Here is a 14,427-nt window from a genome sequence, read left to right on the forward strand (position 1 = left end):
CCACGATGGACCCCACCACCAAAACCCTGACCGAAGCCGCGCCGGCCAAGATCAACCTTTATCTACATGTCACTGGCAAACGGTCTGACGGCTACCATCTGCTGGACAGTCTGGTGGTGTTTGCCGGAGCCGGGGACCGCCTGCGGTATGAGCCGGGGCCGGAAGCCCTGCATCTTGTGCTGGCGGGGCGCTTTGGGACAGCACTGAGCGATGCGGCAGGACCGGATAATCTGGTGATGAAAGCCGCTGCTGCGCTGGAAGCTGCGTGCGGCCCTGATGCGCAGGTGCGCGGCGGTCGTCTGGTGCTGGAGAAAGACCTGCCCGTGGCGTCCGGCATTGGCGGTGGTTCGGCGGATGCCGCTGCTGCACTGCGCCTTCTGAACCGTGCATGGAATGCGCAGGTGGATCACGCCACGCTGCTGCGGCTGGCGGAAAAGCTGGGCGCGGATGTGCCGGTCTGTCTGGCCAGCCAGAGTGCCCGTATGGAAGGCATTGGCGAGGAATTGAGTGCTGCCCCGGTTCTGCCGGCCTGCGGCATGGTGCTGGTGAATTGTGGTCAGGCTGTCTCCACCCCGGATGTGTTCCGCAAGCGTGATGGCGCGTTCTTACCGCGTGCGCCGTTGCCCGCCCGCTGGACGGATGCCGCGAGTATGGTGGCGGATCTGACCCGGCTGGATAACAGTCTTGAAGCCCCGGCCTGCGTGGTGTGTCCGCCAGTCAAAACCGTTTTGTCGGCTATTGAGGGACTGCCTGAGTGCCTGCTGTCCCGCATGAGTGGATCGGGCGCGACCTGCTTTGGCCTGTTCCCCTCCGTGCAGAATGCACAGGCAGCAGCAGCGCGTCTGGCGCAGGCGGAACCCGGCTGGTGGGTCTGGGGTGGTGGCCTGGTCTAAATCTGGCCAAAAAAGAACCGTAAGCGCTTTGCTCAGAACTCTGATAAAGTGAAGTCCATAATAAAGGGGGGCCTTATGTCTTCTAAAATTGACCTGACTCTCTCTGAAGACAACACCACTGTTCAGATGACTCTGCCGGGGCAGGGTGACGAGCCGACGGTTGAAGTGCCACTTTCACTGGATGAAGTGACCAGCCTGATTACGGTGCTGGGGCGGTTGCGTCAGACCATGATGGCGGACCATGAAATCCCGCCGATTGAAGGGGCAACCTTTACACCCGTAACCCGCACCCGCTGGGCTTTCCAGCATCCGGCGTACGGTCCGGTTGGGCTGGTGCTGGCGCCGCAGGATGCGGACCGTCTGGGGAAAGCTCTGCAACTGCATGAGCAGATGCGGCGTGACCAGAAGGCCAGCCGCGGCAAACTCAACTAAAATGATCTGAGACTTTCACCGGCCTGTCTGGCGTGGGCTGCTTTGGCCCACGCCAGATAACAGCCGTTAGCGCGGTGTTGGGGTGACCTGTGCAGGGTGTGTGTCGGTCGCAGGAGTGCCGGAAGTCGGCGCTGCCGTGTTAGAGGCACCCTCGCTTGTGTCATCAGACTGGCGGCGGAATACAATAGTAGGTTTGTCCTGCGCATCGACCAGCGCCAGCACATCGCCGGTTGGGGCCAGATGCCAGCCGCGCGTGGCGTCCATATTCTTCAGGAAAAGTTGCTCCGTCGCCATGGCTTGAGGCAGACACGCCATGCGCGTTGTCAGCATCGGGCCAAAGGTGATATTTGCGCCATCCAGCGTGGCTTTGCTGCGCACCCGGTTGCAGCCGCTAAAGCCCGATACCGTGCCGTCTTCCGCAATGCTCACCGTGGGCGCTTTGCTGCTTTCCGTCACCGGCGCATCGCCCAGCCGTTCGGCTTTCCATGCGCCGATCGGGCTGGCTGTTGCACTGGCGGATGCCCGGCTGAGAACCAGCGTGATGTTAGACGTGTTTCCTGCCCGCACCGGATTTTGTGTGGTGGTGATAAACCACGGTCGGCCTTCCACAAAAATGGTGGCTTCCAGCGCGTAGCTGTGGCCGGCTTTCAGCAGGGCGCGGTTGAACTTCAGCGTGAAGGGAATAGGCACCTGCTGCGTGGCGCGCAGGGATGTTCTGGCCAGAACGGGGGCTTTCGCATCCGCTAAAGAAATATCCAGCAGGCGGACTTCCACAACAGACGGGGGAAGGGCCATCCGTTCCCGATACGTCACGTTGCCCCGAAGAGTGGTGGTCGCAGCCTCAGCGGACAGCGGTGAGAGAACGGCAGCACTTACGCCGCAAATGGTCGCAACAAGCAGGGAGCGACGCAGAAAAGACGGGATCACGCTAGGGAGCCTCCTGTTTTAAGGCCAGAAAAGAGTCATGCGAAAACCAGCCTTCGGGCTCCAGATTGATTGGAAGCAGGGCCTCCGAAAAGCTGGTTGCACGTTTTACGAGTAAGAATTGTCCTGCATTTTGTGGCACCAGCATGGCTGGCGCGAGAGAGCGCCATTATGGAGCTTCGCAGGACGCAGGAGCGCGGTGCCTTTAAGGTCTCGCGCTCCGTGGTCGCCTTAACGGCGACCGTTACGGATGTGGGTGATCAGGCCTGTGAGCCCCGCAGCCAATGCCGCGCCAAACAGGCCCGCTCGCACGCTGGACGTCACAAAGAAGGACAGGGGGCTGTCCACGCGCCGCGCTTTTTCATCAAACGCACCATGCGCGGCAAATGCGCCGGGGGCGGATTTGAACAGATCATCCGCAGCGTTCTTGTCCGCACAGGTTTTTTCTAGCTGGGCCTTATAGCCATGCTCCGCCATGCGGGCTTCCCGGCAGCCCGGACCCAGGATGCGCCAGATAGCGGCCAGTGTTGTGCTGGGGCCAATGGAGATGGAGCGGCTGGTGGTAAAAGCCGCCCGGCAAATGGCTTCTGCTGCGACTTCCGGTTCATAAACCGGGCCAACGGGCTTCAGGCGCTTGCCAGTCAGGTTACGAGTCCAGCCATAGCGGGGGGTGTTGATGGCGGGCAGGTCCACCATCACAACTCGAATCCGGTCTGCATCATGCAGCAGTTCCGGGCGCAGGCTTTCACAAAAACCACGCAGGGCGGATCGGGCCCCATTCTCAGCGGCCTGCAAAGGCAGGCCCCGCAGAGAAGGTGCCAGATCCAGATTGATAATGGCCCCATGCCCACGGCGACGCATGTGCTTCAAAGCCGCCAGCGTGCCGTTTACGCTGCCCAGATAGGTGACTTCCGTTGCGCGCTGAATGTCCTTGGCGGACAGCACGGCAACTTGCCCAACCACCGTTGCGCCGGCGCAGTTGGCCCAGACGGTAATGGGACCAAGTTCAGCTTCAATCTGAATAGCGGCCTGCTCAACTGCGTCGGCGTCCGCCACATCTACCGGGATCACCAGCGTGCGAATGGAATGGGCGGCCAGTTCTTCCGCTGCGTCTTTCAGCCGGTCTTCATTCCGGCCCAGCAGGGCGATGTCAAAGCCTGCACGGCCCAGCGCACGGGCGGCAGCCCGGCCAATGCCTGCTCCGGCACCGGTAATGACAGCGATCTGCGTTGGCATGCTCATCGTCTCCCTGCAATCTGTTTGTAGAGGTTGCTCTTTATGCTGTCTTGCGCCGGAACCGCCTGCCCTGCAAGGCAGGAGGCAGCGCGGCAGCCGTGCAGAGATCTGGCGTCACAGATACCGCAGCGCGAGCAGTCCGCCTACCAGCAGGACGGCAAAAACGCCCATTACCAGAGGCAGGCGGCGTTCCAGAAAATCCTGAATCGGTGCGCCAAATTTCCACAAAAGTCCGGCGACCAGAAAAAACCGCACGCCACGCGTCACCAGACTGGCCACAATAAAAGGCAGCAGGGCAAAATGAGCCATGCCGCTGGCAATGGTGACAAATTTGTAAGGAATAGGCGTTAGCCCCTTGAGCAGGATAATCCACACACCCCACTGGCGGAATTTGTCTTGCAAGGCTGTCAGCGTATGTTCTGCATGGTAAAAATGCACAATCGGCAGAGCCAGATGCTCCAGCAGAAAAGCACCGATTGCCCAGCCCAGAATGCCGCCGATCACACTCGCAACCGTGCAGAGGGCGGCATAAACCCATGCCTTATCCCTGCGGGAAAGAACCATGGGTACCAGAAGCGTTTCCGGGGGGAGCGGGAAAAAGCTGGCTTCCGCAAAGGCCAGAGCCACCAGCCACCAGGGGGCATTAGGGCTGGCTGCGTGCCGTAACACGCGGGCATACAGGCGATTAAGCATGAAAAGACGGGCCGGATGCTAAAATGAAAGTCATCCGGCCTTGATGCCATGCGTTTGGGTCTCAGGCCAGAGGCTATCTCTGGCCTCCAGGTGGCAGCTACATGCGCTCGCGGCGCAGAACTTCTTCGGCTTTGGTGTGGATGGTGTCGTATTCATCCTGCGTCAGGCTGCCCCGGTGCAGCATTTCGCTGGCGCGTGCCAGCGCATCCCGCGCGTGCGTGGCATCTGGAATCGGGTAGCGGCGGCCGGGGAGGGCAAAGGCATCGTCCGGCAGTGCATTACGTTCTTCAGTGGTCAGTTTTGACATGGTCTTCACTCCTGTCCGTCTCACGAAAGGCCGGGGCTTCCAGTTCGTCCAGTTCCGCCATGGCGGCTTCCGCACTCACGGTCGGGACGTCTGAAACCGGCACTTCTCCCGGTCCCGCCGGAACATGGGCGGGGCATGGGCTGCTGAGTGTGCGCGTGACTCTGAACGCGGTAATCACGGCAAGAGATCCAAAAACAATACCGCCTGCCGCGTGCCCCAGCTGTACCCCGGCCGGACCGAAACGGCTGCCAAACCAGACAAAAGGAACGGTGCCCAGTGTAGCTCGCCCCCAGTTGAAGGCGGTGGAATAGAGCGGAAAGCCCAGATTATTGAACGCCGCGTTGGCTACAAACAACATGCCGACAAACAGGAAGGCACCAATAGTCCATGAGCAGAACAGATGAATGAGCAGAGCAGCATTGCCCTGTGCATGGAACCCGGCCACCACGTAATCCTGCAAGGCCGCCAGCAGGACCCATGTAGAGCCAACGCTGAGCATGACGAGCTTGAGGGCTGCCGTCAGCGTCTCGCGCACCCGGTCATACTGCCCGGCCCCCAGATTCTGCGCCATGATAGGGCCGACCGAGCCTGTCAGGGCAAAGACCAGAGAGAACAGCACCGGCACCATACGTTCGATGGAGGCCTGTCCGCCCACGGCTTCCAGCCCGAAGCTTGCCATGGCTCCGGTCACATACGCTCCGGCAACCGGTGTGGCCAGATTGGTCAGAATGGCAGGCATTGCTACACCGGCCACATGCCGGGCATCCGGCAGAATGCGGGAGAGGTCAGGGCGGGCAATCATGTCATGCCGCAAGGCCCCGCGCAGACCGGCAGCCGCCACCACAAGGCGGGACAGCACGGTGCTGATAGCTGCCCCGGTCAGCCCTTCATGCAGCCCGAAAATCATCAGCGGGTCCAGCACCGCGGCAACCACGGCCCCCAGCAGCGTAATGTGCATGGAGCCTTTGGCGTCGCCTACGACCCTCATCAGAGAGGATGCCGCCATGCCGACGCAGATCAGCGGCAGAAAAGGGCTGACAACGTGCAGATAGGCCGTGGCATGTTCCAGTGCATCGCCCTGTGCACCAAACAGATGCAGCACAGGATGCGCAGCAAGCGAGGTGATAAGCCCGAGCAGCAACGCGACGACCAGCGTGACAATCAGGGAGGAAGAAGCAATATGCCGGGCTTCTTCATGTCGTCCCGCGCCAATCTCCCGCGCGGTGGCGGCACTCAGGCCAATGGTCATGCCAATAGAGACGGCAATCTGCAGGCCAAGCACGGCACCGGCAAACCCGATGGCCGCTGTCAGGGCCGGGTCATTCAGATGGCCGATATAGACCATGTTGAGCATGTCCACCGCAAAAACGGCCATCAGGCCAATGGCCCCGGTGCCTGCCATGACAATCACGTGCCGCATGATGCTGCCGGTTGTAAAACAGGCCTTCTGTCTGCCGGGCGGAGGTTGCCGGGTCATATATGCTCCGTTCTGGTACCGTGCGGGTGCCGTATCGTGTCAATCCGGCGCAATGCGGGGAAGTATGTCATGCCTGCTACCCGGCGCGAATGGGGAAAGCTGAATGTCCTGTCTGCCGGGAGCCCACGGCAGAAAGCAGGAGGGTATGAGGTTCAGGGGATGATGAGGGGCTCGGCAGCATTTTCTGCGGGAAGAATGGGGTCAGGAACCGCCTCCTTTTCCTCCAGATCTTCCAGCGGGTGCCCCAGATAGGCTTCCAGAACCTCGCGGGTCGGGCCATCCATACGGACACGGCCTTCCTCCATCCAGATCAGCCTGTTGCACCAGTCGGCCATGACGTCCGCCATATGGCTGGACAGCACCAGAATATCCGCTTTGGACACCAGCGTTTCCAGCCGCTTGCGGGCGCGCTGGCGGAAGGAGGCATCCCCCGCCATAAACCATTCATCCATCAGCAGCACATCGGGCATGATGGCGGTGGCAAGACCGAAGGAGAGCCGCACGGTCATACCGGAGCTATAGGTCTGTACCGGCAGGTCCAGAAAGGAGCCAAGCCCGGCAAAGGCTTCCACGTCCTCTTCCACCGCCCGGATGTCTGACGGGGAGAGTCCCGCGAACATGCCGCGCAGGCGGATATTCTCGCGTCCCGTCAGTTCCATGTTCATCCCCAGTGAGGGGTCCAGCAGCGTGCCAATATGCCCGCTGACGGTCACGCTGCCATTTACAGGCTCATAAATGCCTGCCAGTGCGCGCAAAAGCGTGGTCTTGCCGGCGCCATTGCCGCCAACCAGCCCCAGCCTGTCACCAGGGTTGAGTGTGAAGCTGACATCCCGCAGGGCCTGCACCACCACACGGTCGCGCTCATCATGCGTAAACCGGCCACTCAGAGAGTTGCGGATGGTCTTTTTCAGGCTGCGGGCGTTGCCGTGATAAAGCGGAAAGGAGATTTCCAGATCCCGGACCGTAATACCGACCATGCGTTACACCCAATAAGCCAGACGGGCCCGCATGCGGGCAAACAGTGCGAAGGTGAACACCGTCAGTCCCGCCGACCACGCAAGGGCTGCGGGCCAGATGGCCGTGTTGACAATGTCCCCGGTAAACGGTGTCCGCACAATTTCCATCAGCGGAAAAAACGGGTCCAGCAGTAGCCAGTCCTGCCCGGTTTTCATTAGCTCCGGGGCCCATAGAATAGGGGTTACAAAAAACAGGATCTGCAGGGTACTCGCCACAATCGGCGGCACATCGCGGAAGCGCGCGCCCAGAATACCAAGCAACAGCGTGGCCATGAAGCTGTCAAAAATCCACAGCGCACACGCAGCCCCCATGGTCCAGGACCACGATGGGGCTACCCGGAACCACAGGAAAACCACCACAACCACGGGGATATTGTGCGCCAGCGTCAGCAGGTTGCGCACCGTGGCGCGCAGTACATGCAGGCTGTAGGGCATCCGGGCAGAATGGATCAGCCCCGCAGCAGAGGTGAACGTGGTGCAGCCATCCTGCAGGGTGCTGCCCACAAACCCCCAGAGCACAAGGGAGAGGGTCAGGAAGGGCAGGTATTTATGCACATCCATGTTCATCAGATAGGCATACAGCACCCCCATGGCCGCCACCATGACGGCGGTTGAGGCTGTCAGCCAGAACGGACCGAGGATGGAGCCACGGTAGCGCAGCTTGATATCCAGCCAGCCCAGCGTAGCCCCCAGCCGCGCCAGTTTCATGCCGGAGAGGAGATCCTGCCAGGCATGGCCAAGGTAGGACGTGCCTTTTTCCGGCAGAAGAGTAAGCACCCGCTCCGGCGTGTTGGGGGCGGGCGTATATCCGGTTGCGGGGGTGATCTGCATGCTGTCCATGATACTCCATGGCGATAGAGAACAGAGTGCCTGTGTGCAAGAGCACGGGTGAGAGGGGCGCGTTTGGATTGTGCTTTTTTGCCACGCTGCGTGTGTGTCTGCCCTGTCGAGCGTCTCTCATGGATGACAACAGCCGTTGTGGTTGCTAAACCCGGCCCCGCTGTAGCCGTCTCACCTTAACGTAGAAAAGCCGGGAACCCTCCTTATCATGAAGATTGTCGCCTGTAACAGCAATCTGCCGCTGGCCAAGGCCGTTGCCGCGGAACTGTCCCTGCCTCTGTGTAATGTGACTGTCCGCCGCTTTGCGGATATGGAAGTCTTTGTCGAAATTCATGAAAATGTGCGTGGTGAGGATGTGTTCGTCATCCAGAGCACCTGCACCCCGACAAATGATAACCTGATGGAACTGCTGATTATGCTGGACGCGCTGCGGCGTGGGTCAGCCCGGCGAATCACCGCGGTCATCCCGTATTTTGGTTATGCGCGGCAGGATCGTAAATCCGGCCCCCGCACGCCTATCAGCGCCAAGCTGGTTGCCAACCTGCTGGTGGAAGCTGGCGCCAATCGCGTGCTGACGCTGGACCTGCATGCCATGCAGATTCAGGGCTTCTTCGACATTCCGGTGGATAACCTGTATGCCGCCCCGCTGTTTACCCGTGACATCCTCAGCCGCTACGGCGATCGTGACCTGATGATTGTCTCCCCGGACGTGGGCGGTGTGGTGCGTGCGCGTCAGCTGGCGCAGCGCCTGAATACCGACCTCGCCATCATCGACAAACGGCGTGAACGCGCTGGTGTGTCTGAAGTGATGAACGTGATTGGTGACGTGCGTGGCCGTCATTGCCTGCTGGTGGACGATATTGTCGATAGTGGTGGCTCTCTGTGCAACGCAGCACGGGCCATTGCCAATAACGGTGCAGCGTCTGTCGGAGCTTACGTGACGCATGGTGTGCTGACCGGGCAGGCTGTGGAACGCGTTGCGAACTCCCCGATTGAAATGCTGACCTTGACGGATAGCATCATGGCCACTGAAAGTGTGACAGCAGCGCACAACATCCGGCAGGTGACCATTTCCAACCTGCTGGCGCAGGCCATGCGGGCCGTTGCTGATGAGAGTTCCGTCTCCTCCCTGTTTGATTGAGATCCATGACACAGCTTCACCCCCGCTCTTACTGGTATCTTCGTCACGGCCAGACCGACTGGAACCGTGAAGGTCTGTCTCAGGGGCGCACCAACGTGCCCCTGAACGCGACGGGGATTGCGCAGGCCGATGCGGCGGCGAAGCTGTTTCAGGATGGTATTCAAACCCATGCGCCCATCACGCACATTGTCAGCTCCCCGCTCGACCGGGCGTTGAAAACGGCCACCATTGTGCAACAGGGACTGGTGGCGGAGGGATGTGCCCCACTGCCGTTGACGACCGATATCGGGCTGGAAGAAGTCTGCTTTGGTGAGCAGGAAGGCCAGCCAATGGGCGACTGGTACGATAGCTGGATTGCCGGAGATTACACCCCCAAAGGTGCCGAACCGTTTGCAGACCTGCGGGCGCGGGCTGTGGCAGCGGTCAACCGGGCGACCGAAGCTGGTGGTATCCCTCTGATTGTCGCACACGGCGCGCTGTTCCGGGCGCTCCGCTCCGCTATGAGCCTGCCAGCCAATGTCCGGCTGCCTAACGCCACCCCGCTATGGATTCAGCCCCCGGAAGAACAGATCAGCCCGGCCTGGCAACTGACCGTGATGGCGGACTGAGTCCCTCTCCACACTATCGTTTTATTCGGCTTTATGAAGTCATCCAGCTATCGGATCCGACAGGCCGGCAAGCGCATCTCCCTGTGTCCTGAACGCACCAAGATAGGCATATGGGGCCATGAGAATGGCAATAAGAGAAGGCAGGGAGGTGTGCAGTGGGATCACCAGCCCACCCCCGGATTGCTTTATTCTTTCTGCCGGTGCTCCAATATCATACACAATAGCGGCTCTGTTACTCGTCCAGATATGCGTCAACACATACGACCATGTTTCGGGCCAGAGCGACGGTAGAAAAAACCAGTCGATCGCATATTTTTCGGTCAGGGGCTGTATTTCATATTCCTGATAACGGCCGGTCATGGTGACAACGCCGGTTTCCAGAAGTGGCACGTCATTGCAGCTATAGCCAATAATAACCAGCTGAATGGGAATATGATGTGTTTTGATGAACTGCGCTAAATCAAGAACAATATCATAGCCTTTTTCAATACTGATTGCGCCCAGAATCCCGATAATGCGTTTTTCATGGGGTGCTTTTTGAGGAAAGAAAAGCGTATCAACATTCAGAATATGCTCCCACGGCGTAACGTCAGCCTGAATGGTGGGGAACTGTCGTTGGATACGATTGGCCGCATCCTGGGAAGGGCAGATGACGTGCTGTGCATTGTCCAGAAGGCTTCGGCTCCAGTATCGGAGTTTTTGTAAAGGCGCAGGATCGTCAGTCCGGCTACCAAAGGTATTTACGCAGTTCTGGCAGGTTTGAAGGTCGGGCTCGCCGCAATAATGGTTTTCGTCAGCCACCAGCGTGATACGCGGGCAAAACCAGGAATAATCATGAATATAAATGTCATACGGCAAGCCAAGCTCTGAAAGACTGAAAATCTTTTCAATTGAGCTGCCAATATAGCTGTGGATTTCAAATTTTTCACAGTTGAGGTCTTTATAAAGTGCTCTGAAACTAAAGGCATTGCGGGGAATGGTCAGGTTTGGATAATCCTTGTCCCGGAGGGATTTCAGTCTCCAGAGCGGGCGGCCGGAACGATGAATTTCAGGCACCATGACGAATGCAGCAATACCGGCCTGTTCATAAAACGATGCACGGTGCCCGACATGGCGCAGAATGCCGCCTTCCCGATCATGCATGATAAGGATAACAGATTTCAAAAATGGTCTGCTGTGGTGCAGCCGGGCGAGGTCCAGTTTCTTTTTGTAAGGGGCGAGCGGGTCTCGGTCCTGCCAGCGTGCTATAATCTGGTCGTAACCCGGATGCAGTCCATTCATAATGTCGAGGTTTCTGGCAATCAGATCCGACTTGACGGGACTGAAAGACTGGCTTTCTGCGTGCCCCACAAACGTTCCCAGACAGGCGACGTGACGCCACCCTAATGCTGTGGCGCGGCAAGAAAAATCATTTTCCTCCCCATACCCTTGCGCAAAAATATCTTCTCGTAGCAAACCTGTTTGTTCCAGGCAGGCAGATTTGACATACATGCAAAATCCGTGAGCTGTCGGAACATCAACTGTTTCTCCGTGCCACATCCTGCTCATAATCGCGCTAAGGTCCTGACAGGCTCTGGCGTCAGGAATGGGATTGACCCCGGTTGCGGAAGGATAGCTGAAAATAGTGGCGTTATTTGAAAGAGGCGTTGCTGTGCCAATGTCGGTCTGCGCATAGGCAGCCCTCTGGAGTTGTGTCAGCCAGTTACGACATACAAGTGTATCACTGTTGAGCAAAACAACATCTTCATACGGTCTTCTCTGACGCAGCCCCCGGTTAACAGATTTTGGAAAGCCAAGGTTTTTCTCATTGTTGAGGATAAAAACGTCAGGTTTATTCTTAATGTGAGAAAGGTATTTTAGAATATCTGGGTTTGGAGAGGCATCATTCACGATAATAAGCCGGGCATGAGGTGCTTTGTGTTTCAGGCACAGAGTAATACAATTTTTGGTGGCTAGAAAACCATCGTAAACCGGAATAATGATCGCAACAGAAGGGAATTTTTGTTTTTTTGTTGGTTTTTCTGATAAAGATATCGGAGGAAAGGTGCCTTCTTCTAAGGAGGTAGCCGGGAAGCGGCGAGAGATATCCAGCGCATACTGTCTGGCGCTTTCTGCAAAGGGATCAAGAGCGAGGGGGCTTCCATACAAAGGTTTCCCATGCTCAGAGCAAACACTGACCAAAGTTGCTTTTGATGCAAGTTTTTCTTTTTTTATCGAAAAAGCATGTTTGATTGCATCTCCGGCAATGTTCGCTGGGGTAAAGAATTTTACCGTATCGGTAAAAAGGTGGATGGGCTTCTGAATGGGGTCATGGGGCGTAAGGACCAGTTTTACCGCCGCCTCCGGGTTGGCTGGGTAACGGGCCCAGCCAGAAAGACCCTCTGGACCAGCGGAAACAAATCCTTCTGTTTTGAGAAAATGTGGGATTTCAAACAGACCGCCCAACAAGGTATCTTGCCGAATAGTGACATGGATTTGTTTTAAAAGCTTCCAGTCTTCCAGTAGAAGAATAGAAATTCTTTTATCATTTGAGAGAATTTCAAAGGAGGAGGCAGGATAACTGACGCCATCCATCACAACACTGATATCTTCCAGATCAACAGACCTGCGAAAAGTCAGATGGATCTTGCCTGACCCTGAAAATGTGCACCATCCCGCCTTGTTCGTGGCAAAACACACCGCATCGGCCAGCACTTGAAAAGCGGGGAGATCAAGGTCTGTATAGCTGGTGAGGAGAGACTGAAAGTCCTCATAGGCCAGAGGGTAGTGAGAAAACCGCAGGGGGGTTGCAATGAGTAAAATACGGCAGATCCGGGACTGTGATTTTGATTTGATGAATTCAAAGGGTTCAGAGGCTGTTGGAATGCCAAGAAGCAGGCGTATGATCCCGATTCCTATTGTAATCAGCCCATTATCTGGCTGAACTCTTTGTAAATATTCCCAGTCTTCCAGAAGCTTCGGAAGAGACGCAAAATCGAAAGAAGGGAATTTTTCTTTTTTGAGAGAATATTCGATAGTCAAAAGGATTTTGATCAAGAATTTACGAAAAATCGTATTTTCTGTAATCATTAGGCGTCCTTATTTTTCAATATCTTCAAAATCGTAAAAGGAACATATGATCTTAATATGTGCTGATTTGTAGAACTTTTCCAATTATATGAAAATAGATTTTTCCGTATATTTTGCAGGAATTGCATTTGTTAACGCAGGGGATAGGCTCTTCCTCAGATTAAAGCATGGAGCAATATCGTCCCATTTTGAACGCATTTCGCCGGGTCTCAGAGAAGAGAAGGGAGGCGTTATGTGACTCCAACTCCTCTCCATGCGGGCCGCGAACCGTCTTATCCCTGATAGACTGGGCCTGTGGGCAGGAGCTTGCCCGGATTGAGAATGTGGTGCGGATCCATAGTGTTTTTTAGAGCACGCATTACGCTTAGTGCGCCGGCACCATGCTCGGTTTCCAGAAAATCGAGCTTGCCCATGCCAACGCCATGTTCCCCACTGCAGGAGCCTTCCAAAGCCAGCGCACGGGCAACAATCTTTTTGTCCAGTTCCCATGCCTGAGCGTGCCCTTCCGGCGTGTCTTCCGTAATAATCAGGGTATGGAAATTTCCATCCCCCACATGCCCCAGCAACGGGGCACGCAGGCCAGAGGCTTTGATATCCTCATACACGCCATCAATCAGAGTGCCGAGGCGGGAGATGGGCACAATGCAGTCGGTAGAAATGACGCGTGCCTGCGGGTCCAGCGCTTTGGCAGCCCAGAATGCATCATGCCGGGCTTTCCAGAGGCGGGAGCGATCTTCCGCACTTTCAGCCCATGCAAACCCCAGGCCATTATTGGCTTCCACAAGGGCTTCCGTTGCGCTCACCTGTTCTTCTACTGCGGCGGGAGCACCGGCAAATTCAAAAAACAGCGTGGTGAGAGGACGATACCCTTCCAGCTTGGAAAATTGAATGGAGGCCTGCATCTGCACAGGGTCCATCAGTTCCACGCGGTTGATGGGAATACCGCACTGAATGATTTCCATGGCGGTCTGCACAGCATCATGCAGATTTTCAAACTGGCATACTGCAGCTGATAATGTTTCAGGGCGTCCGTGCAATTTCAGCTGGACTTCCGTGATAATGCCTAGTGTGCCCTCTGACCCAACAAACAGAGAGGTCAGGTCATACCCTGTCGAAGATTTTCGTACACGTCCACCTGTCTGGATAATCTCACCCGTTGCCAGAACGACCGTCAGACCCAGCACGTTTTCCTTCATGGTGCCGTAACGCACGGCGGCGGTGCCAGAAGCACGGGTTGCGCACATACCGCCCAACGTGGCCTCGCCACCGGGGTCTACCGGAAAGAACAATCCGGTGTCGCGGATCTGCGCGTTCAGGCTCTGGCGTGTCAGGCCAGCCTGCACGCGGCAATCCAGATCTTCCGCATTAACTGCAAGAATGCCCGTCATGCGGGAGAGGTCGAGACTGATCGCATGTTCCGGCGGCACTACGTGTCCTTCAACCGATGTGTCAGCCCCAAACGCTACCACCGGCACGCGCTGGGCGTGGCAGGCACGGAGAACAGCGGAAACATCCTCCGTGCTTTCTGCAAAAACCACCGCTGCTGGCAGGCAGGAGGCATTCATCGCCTCGCCATGGCTATGCTCTTCCCGCACGGAAGGCGCAGTGCTGATCTGCGTATCCATGGTGGTCCGCAGTGTGGTCAGAACAGCGTGCAGGCGCTCTGCGGCGGAGGCGGCGTTTTCAGGCATCACGAAATATCCAGAAAGAAAAATAGGCTATCAGAGGCCACTTTCATAAAGCAGAAAGGTGGTTTGGTAAAATTTTCTGCTTCTGTGCTCTGATTTTCGA

At 57.0% G+C, this 14,427-nt stretch carries 13 protein-coding genes; 4 read left to right on the forward strand and 9 right to left on the reverse strand.

The window, feature by feature from the left end:
* Window positions 1-5: 5 nt before the first annotated feature.
* Window positions 6-893: a 4-(cytidine 5'-diphospho)-2-C-methyl-D-erythritol kinase gene (locus AD928_RS06465; RefSeq protein ID WP_062249244.1), complete on the forward strand. Its 888-nt coding sequence runs from the start codon at window positions 6-8 to the stop codon at window positions 891-893.
* A 75-nt stretch (window positions 894-968) separates the two neighbouring features.
* On the forward strand, window positions 969-1,325 hold the full coding sequence (locus tag AD928_RS06470) for a hypothetical protein (protein ID WP_156470128.1): 357 nt from the start codon (window positions 969-971) through the stop codon (window positions 1,323-1,325).
* Between the two features lie 66 nt (window positions 1,326-1,391).
* Here the strand turns inward: AD928_RS06470 and AD928_RS06475 are convergent, their stop codons facing one another.
* The 7 genes from AD928_RS06475 to AD928_RS06505 form a co-directional block, all read right to left on the reverse strand.
* The gene (locus AD928_RS06475) at window positions 1,392-2,252 is read right to left on the reverse strand and encodes a YbaY family lipoprotein (RefSeq protein WP_062249207.1); all 861 of its coding nucleotides are present in this window, start codon (window positions 2,250-2,252) and stop codon (window positions 1,392-1,394) included.
* 228 nt (window positions 2,253-2,480) lie between these two features.
* Window positions 2,481-3,485 carry an SDR family oxidoreductase gene (locus AD928_RS06480; protein WP_062249247.1) on the reverse strand — a complete coding sequence of 335 codons (1,005 nt, stop codon included), beginning with the start codon at window positions 3,483-3,485 and terminating at the stop codon, window positions 2,481-2,483.
* A gap of 114 nt (window positions 3,486-3,599) precedes the next feature.
* Window positions 3,600-4,178, reverse strand: a complete 579-nt coding sequence (locus tag AD928_RS06485) for a YqaA family protein (RefSeq protein WP_062142137.1) — start codon at window positions 4,176-4,178, stop codon at window positions 3,600-3,602.
* A gap of 97 nt (window positions 4,179-4,275) precedes the next feature.
* Complete coding sequence (locus AD928_RS06490) at window positions 4,276-4,485, reverse strand: hypothetical protein (RefSeq protein ID WP_043551466.1); 210 nt, start codon at window positions 4,483-4,485, stop codon at window positions 4,276-4,278.
* Window positions 4,466-5,962, reverse strand: a complete 1,497-nt coding sequence (locus AD928_RS06495) for an MATE family efflux transporter (RefSeq protein ID WP_062249208.1) — start codon at window positions 5,960-5,962, stop codon at window positions 4,466-4,468. The genes AD928_RS06490 and AD928_RS06495 overlap by 20 nt, the downstream gene beginning before the upstream one ends.
* A 152-nt stretch (window positions 5,963-6,114) precedes the next feature.
* Window positions 6,115-6,939 carry an ABC transporter ATP-binding protein gene (locus tag AD928_RS06500; protein ID WP_062249210.1) on the reverse strand — a complete coding sequence of 275 codons (825 nt, stop codon included), beginning with the start codon at window positions 6,937-6,939 and terminating at the stop codon, window positions 6,115-6,117.
* A 3-nt stretch (window positions 6,940-6,942) separates the two neighbouring features.
* The gene (locus tag AD928_RS06505; RefSeq protein WP_062249250.1) at window positions 6,943-7,809 is read right to left on the reverse strand and encodes an ABC transporter permease; all 867 of its coding nucleotides are present in this window, start codon (window positions 7,807-7,809) and stop codon (window positions 6,943-6,945) included.
* A 217-nt stretch (window positions 7,810-8,026) separates the two neighbouring features.
* Between AD928_RS06505 and AD928_RS06510 the strand changes: the two genes are divergently transcribed.
* Both AD928_RS06510 and AD928_RS06515 read left to right on the forward strand, forming a co-directional pair.
* Complete coding sequence (locus tag AD928_RS06510; RefSeq protein ID WP_062142141.1) at window positions 8,027-8,959, forward strand: ribose-phosphate pyrophosphokinase; 933 nt, start codon at window positions 8,027-8,029, stop codon at window positions 8,957-8,959.
* Between the two features lie 5 nt (window positions 8,960-8,964).
* Window positions 8,965-9,567, forward strand: coding sequence for a histidine phosphatase family protein (locus AD928_RS06515; RefSeq protein ID WP_062249213.1), 603 nt, complete (start codon window positions 8,965-8,967; stop codon window positions 9,565-9,567).
* A 39-nt stretch (window positions 9,568-9,606) separates the two neighbouring features.
* Here AD928_RS06515 and AD928_RS06520 read toward each other — a convergent pair whose 3' ends face one another.
* Together AD928_RS06520 and AD928_RS06525 are read right to left on the reverse strand one after the other, a co-directional pair.
* Window positions 9,607-12,636, reverse strand: a complete 3,030-nt coding sequence (locus tag AD928_RS06520) for a glycosyltransferase (protein WP_062249214.1) — start codon at window positions 12,634-12,636, stop codon at window positions 9,607-9,609.
* A 272-nt stretch (window positions 12,637-12,908) separates the two neighbouring features.
* Window positions 12,909-14,327: an FAD-binding oxidoreductase gene (locus AD928_RS06525; protein ID WP_062249216.1), complete on the reverse strand. Its 1,419-nt coding sequence runs from the start codon at window positions 14,325-14,327 to the stop codon at window positions 12,909-12,911.
* Window positions 14,328-14,427: the final 100 nt, after the last annotated feature.

Origin of the sequence: Acetobacter cerevisiae (assembly GCF_001580535.1) — a bacterium.
Taxonomy (GTDB): Bacteria; Pseudomonadota; Alphaproteobacteria; order Acetobacterales; family Acetobacteraceae; genus Acetobacter; species Acetobacter cerevisiae.

What these genes read in the sequence shown, in the direction of transcription:
- AD928_RS06465 (WP_062249244.1), top strand. Translation starts at nt 6, where the DNA reads ATGGACCCCACCACCAAAACCCTGACCGAAGCCGCGCCGGCCAAGATC.
- AD928_RS06470 (WP_156470128.1), top strand. Translation starts at nt 969, where the DNA reads ATGTCTTCTAAAATTGACCTGACTCTCTCTGAAGACAACACCACTGTT.
- AD928_RS06480 (WP_062249247.1), bottom strand. Translation starts at nt 3,485, where the DNA reads ATGCCAACGCAGATCGCTGTCATTACCGGTGCCGGAGCAGGCATTGGC.
- AD928_RS06485 (WP_062142137.1), bottom strand. Translation starts at nt 4,178, where the DNA reads ATGCTTAATCGCCTGTATGCCCGCGTGTTACGGCACGCAGCCAGCCCT.
- AD928_RS06490 (WP_043551466.1), bottom strand. Translation starts at nt 4,485, where the DNA reads ATGTCAAAACTGACCACTGAAGAACGTAATGCACTGCCGGACGATGCC.
- AD928_RS06495 (WP_062249208.1), bottom strand. Translation starts at nt 5,962, where the DNA reads ATGACCCGGCAACCTCCGCCCGGCAGACAGAAGGCCTGTTTTACAACC.
- AD928_RS06500 (WP_062249210.1), bottom strand. Translation starts at nt 6,939, where the DNA reads ATGGTCGGTATTACGGTCCGGGATCTGGAAATCTCCTTTCCGCTTTAT.
- AD928_RS06505 (WP_062249250.1), bottom strand. Translation starts at nt 7,809, where the DNA reads ATGCAGATCACCCCCGCAACCGGATATACGCCCGCCCCCAACACGCCG.
- AD928_RS06510 (WP_062142141.1), top strand. Translation starts at nt 8,027, where the DNA reads ATGAAGATTGTCGCCTGTAACAGCAATCTGCCGCTGGCCAAGGCCGTT.
- AD928_RS06515 (WP_062249213.1), top strand. Translation starts at nt 8,965, where the DNA reads ATGACACAGCTTCACCCCCGCTCTTACTGGTATCTTCGTCACGGCCAG.
- AD928_RS06520 (WP_062249214.1), bottom strand. Translation starts at nt 12,636, where the DNA reads ATGATTACAGAAAATACGATTTTTCGTAAATTCTTGATCAAAATCCTT.
- AD928_RS06525 (WP_062249216.1), bottom strand. Translation starts at nt 14,327, where the DNA reads ATGCCTGAAAACGCCGCCTCCGCCGCAGAGCGCCTGCACGCTGTTCTG.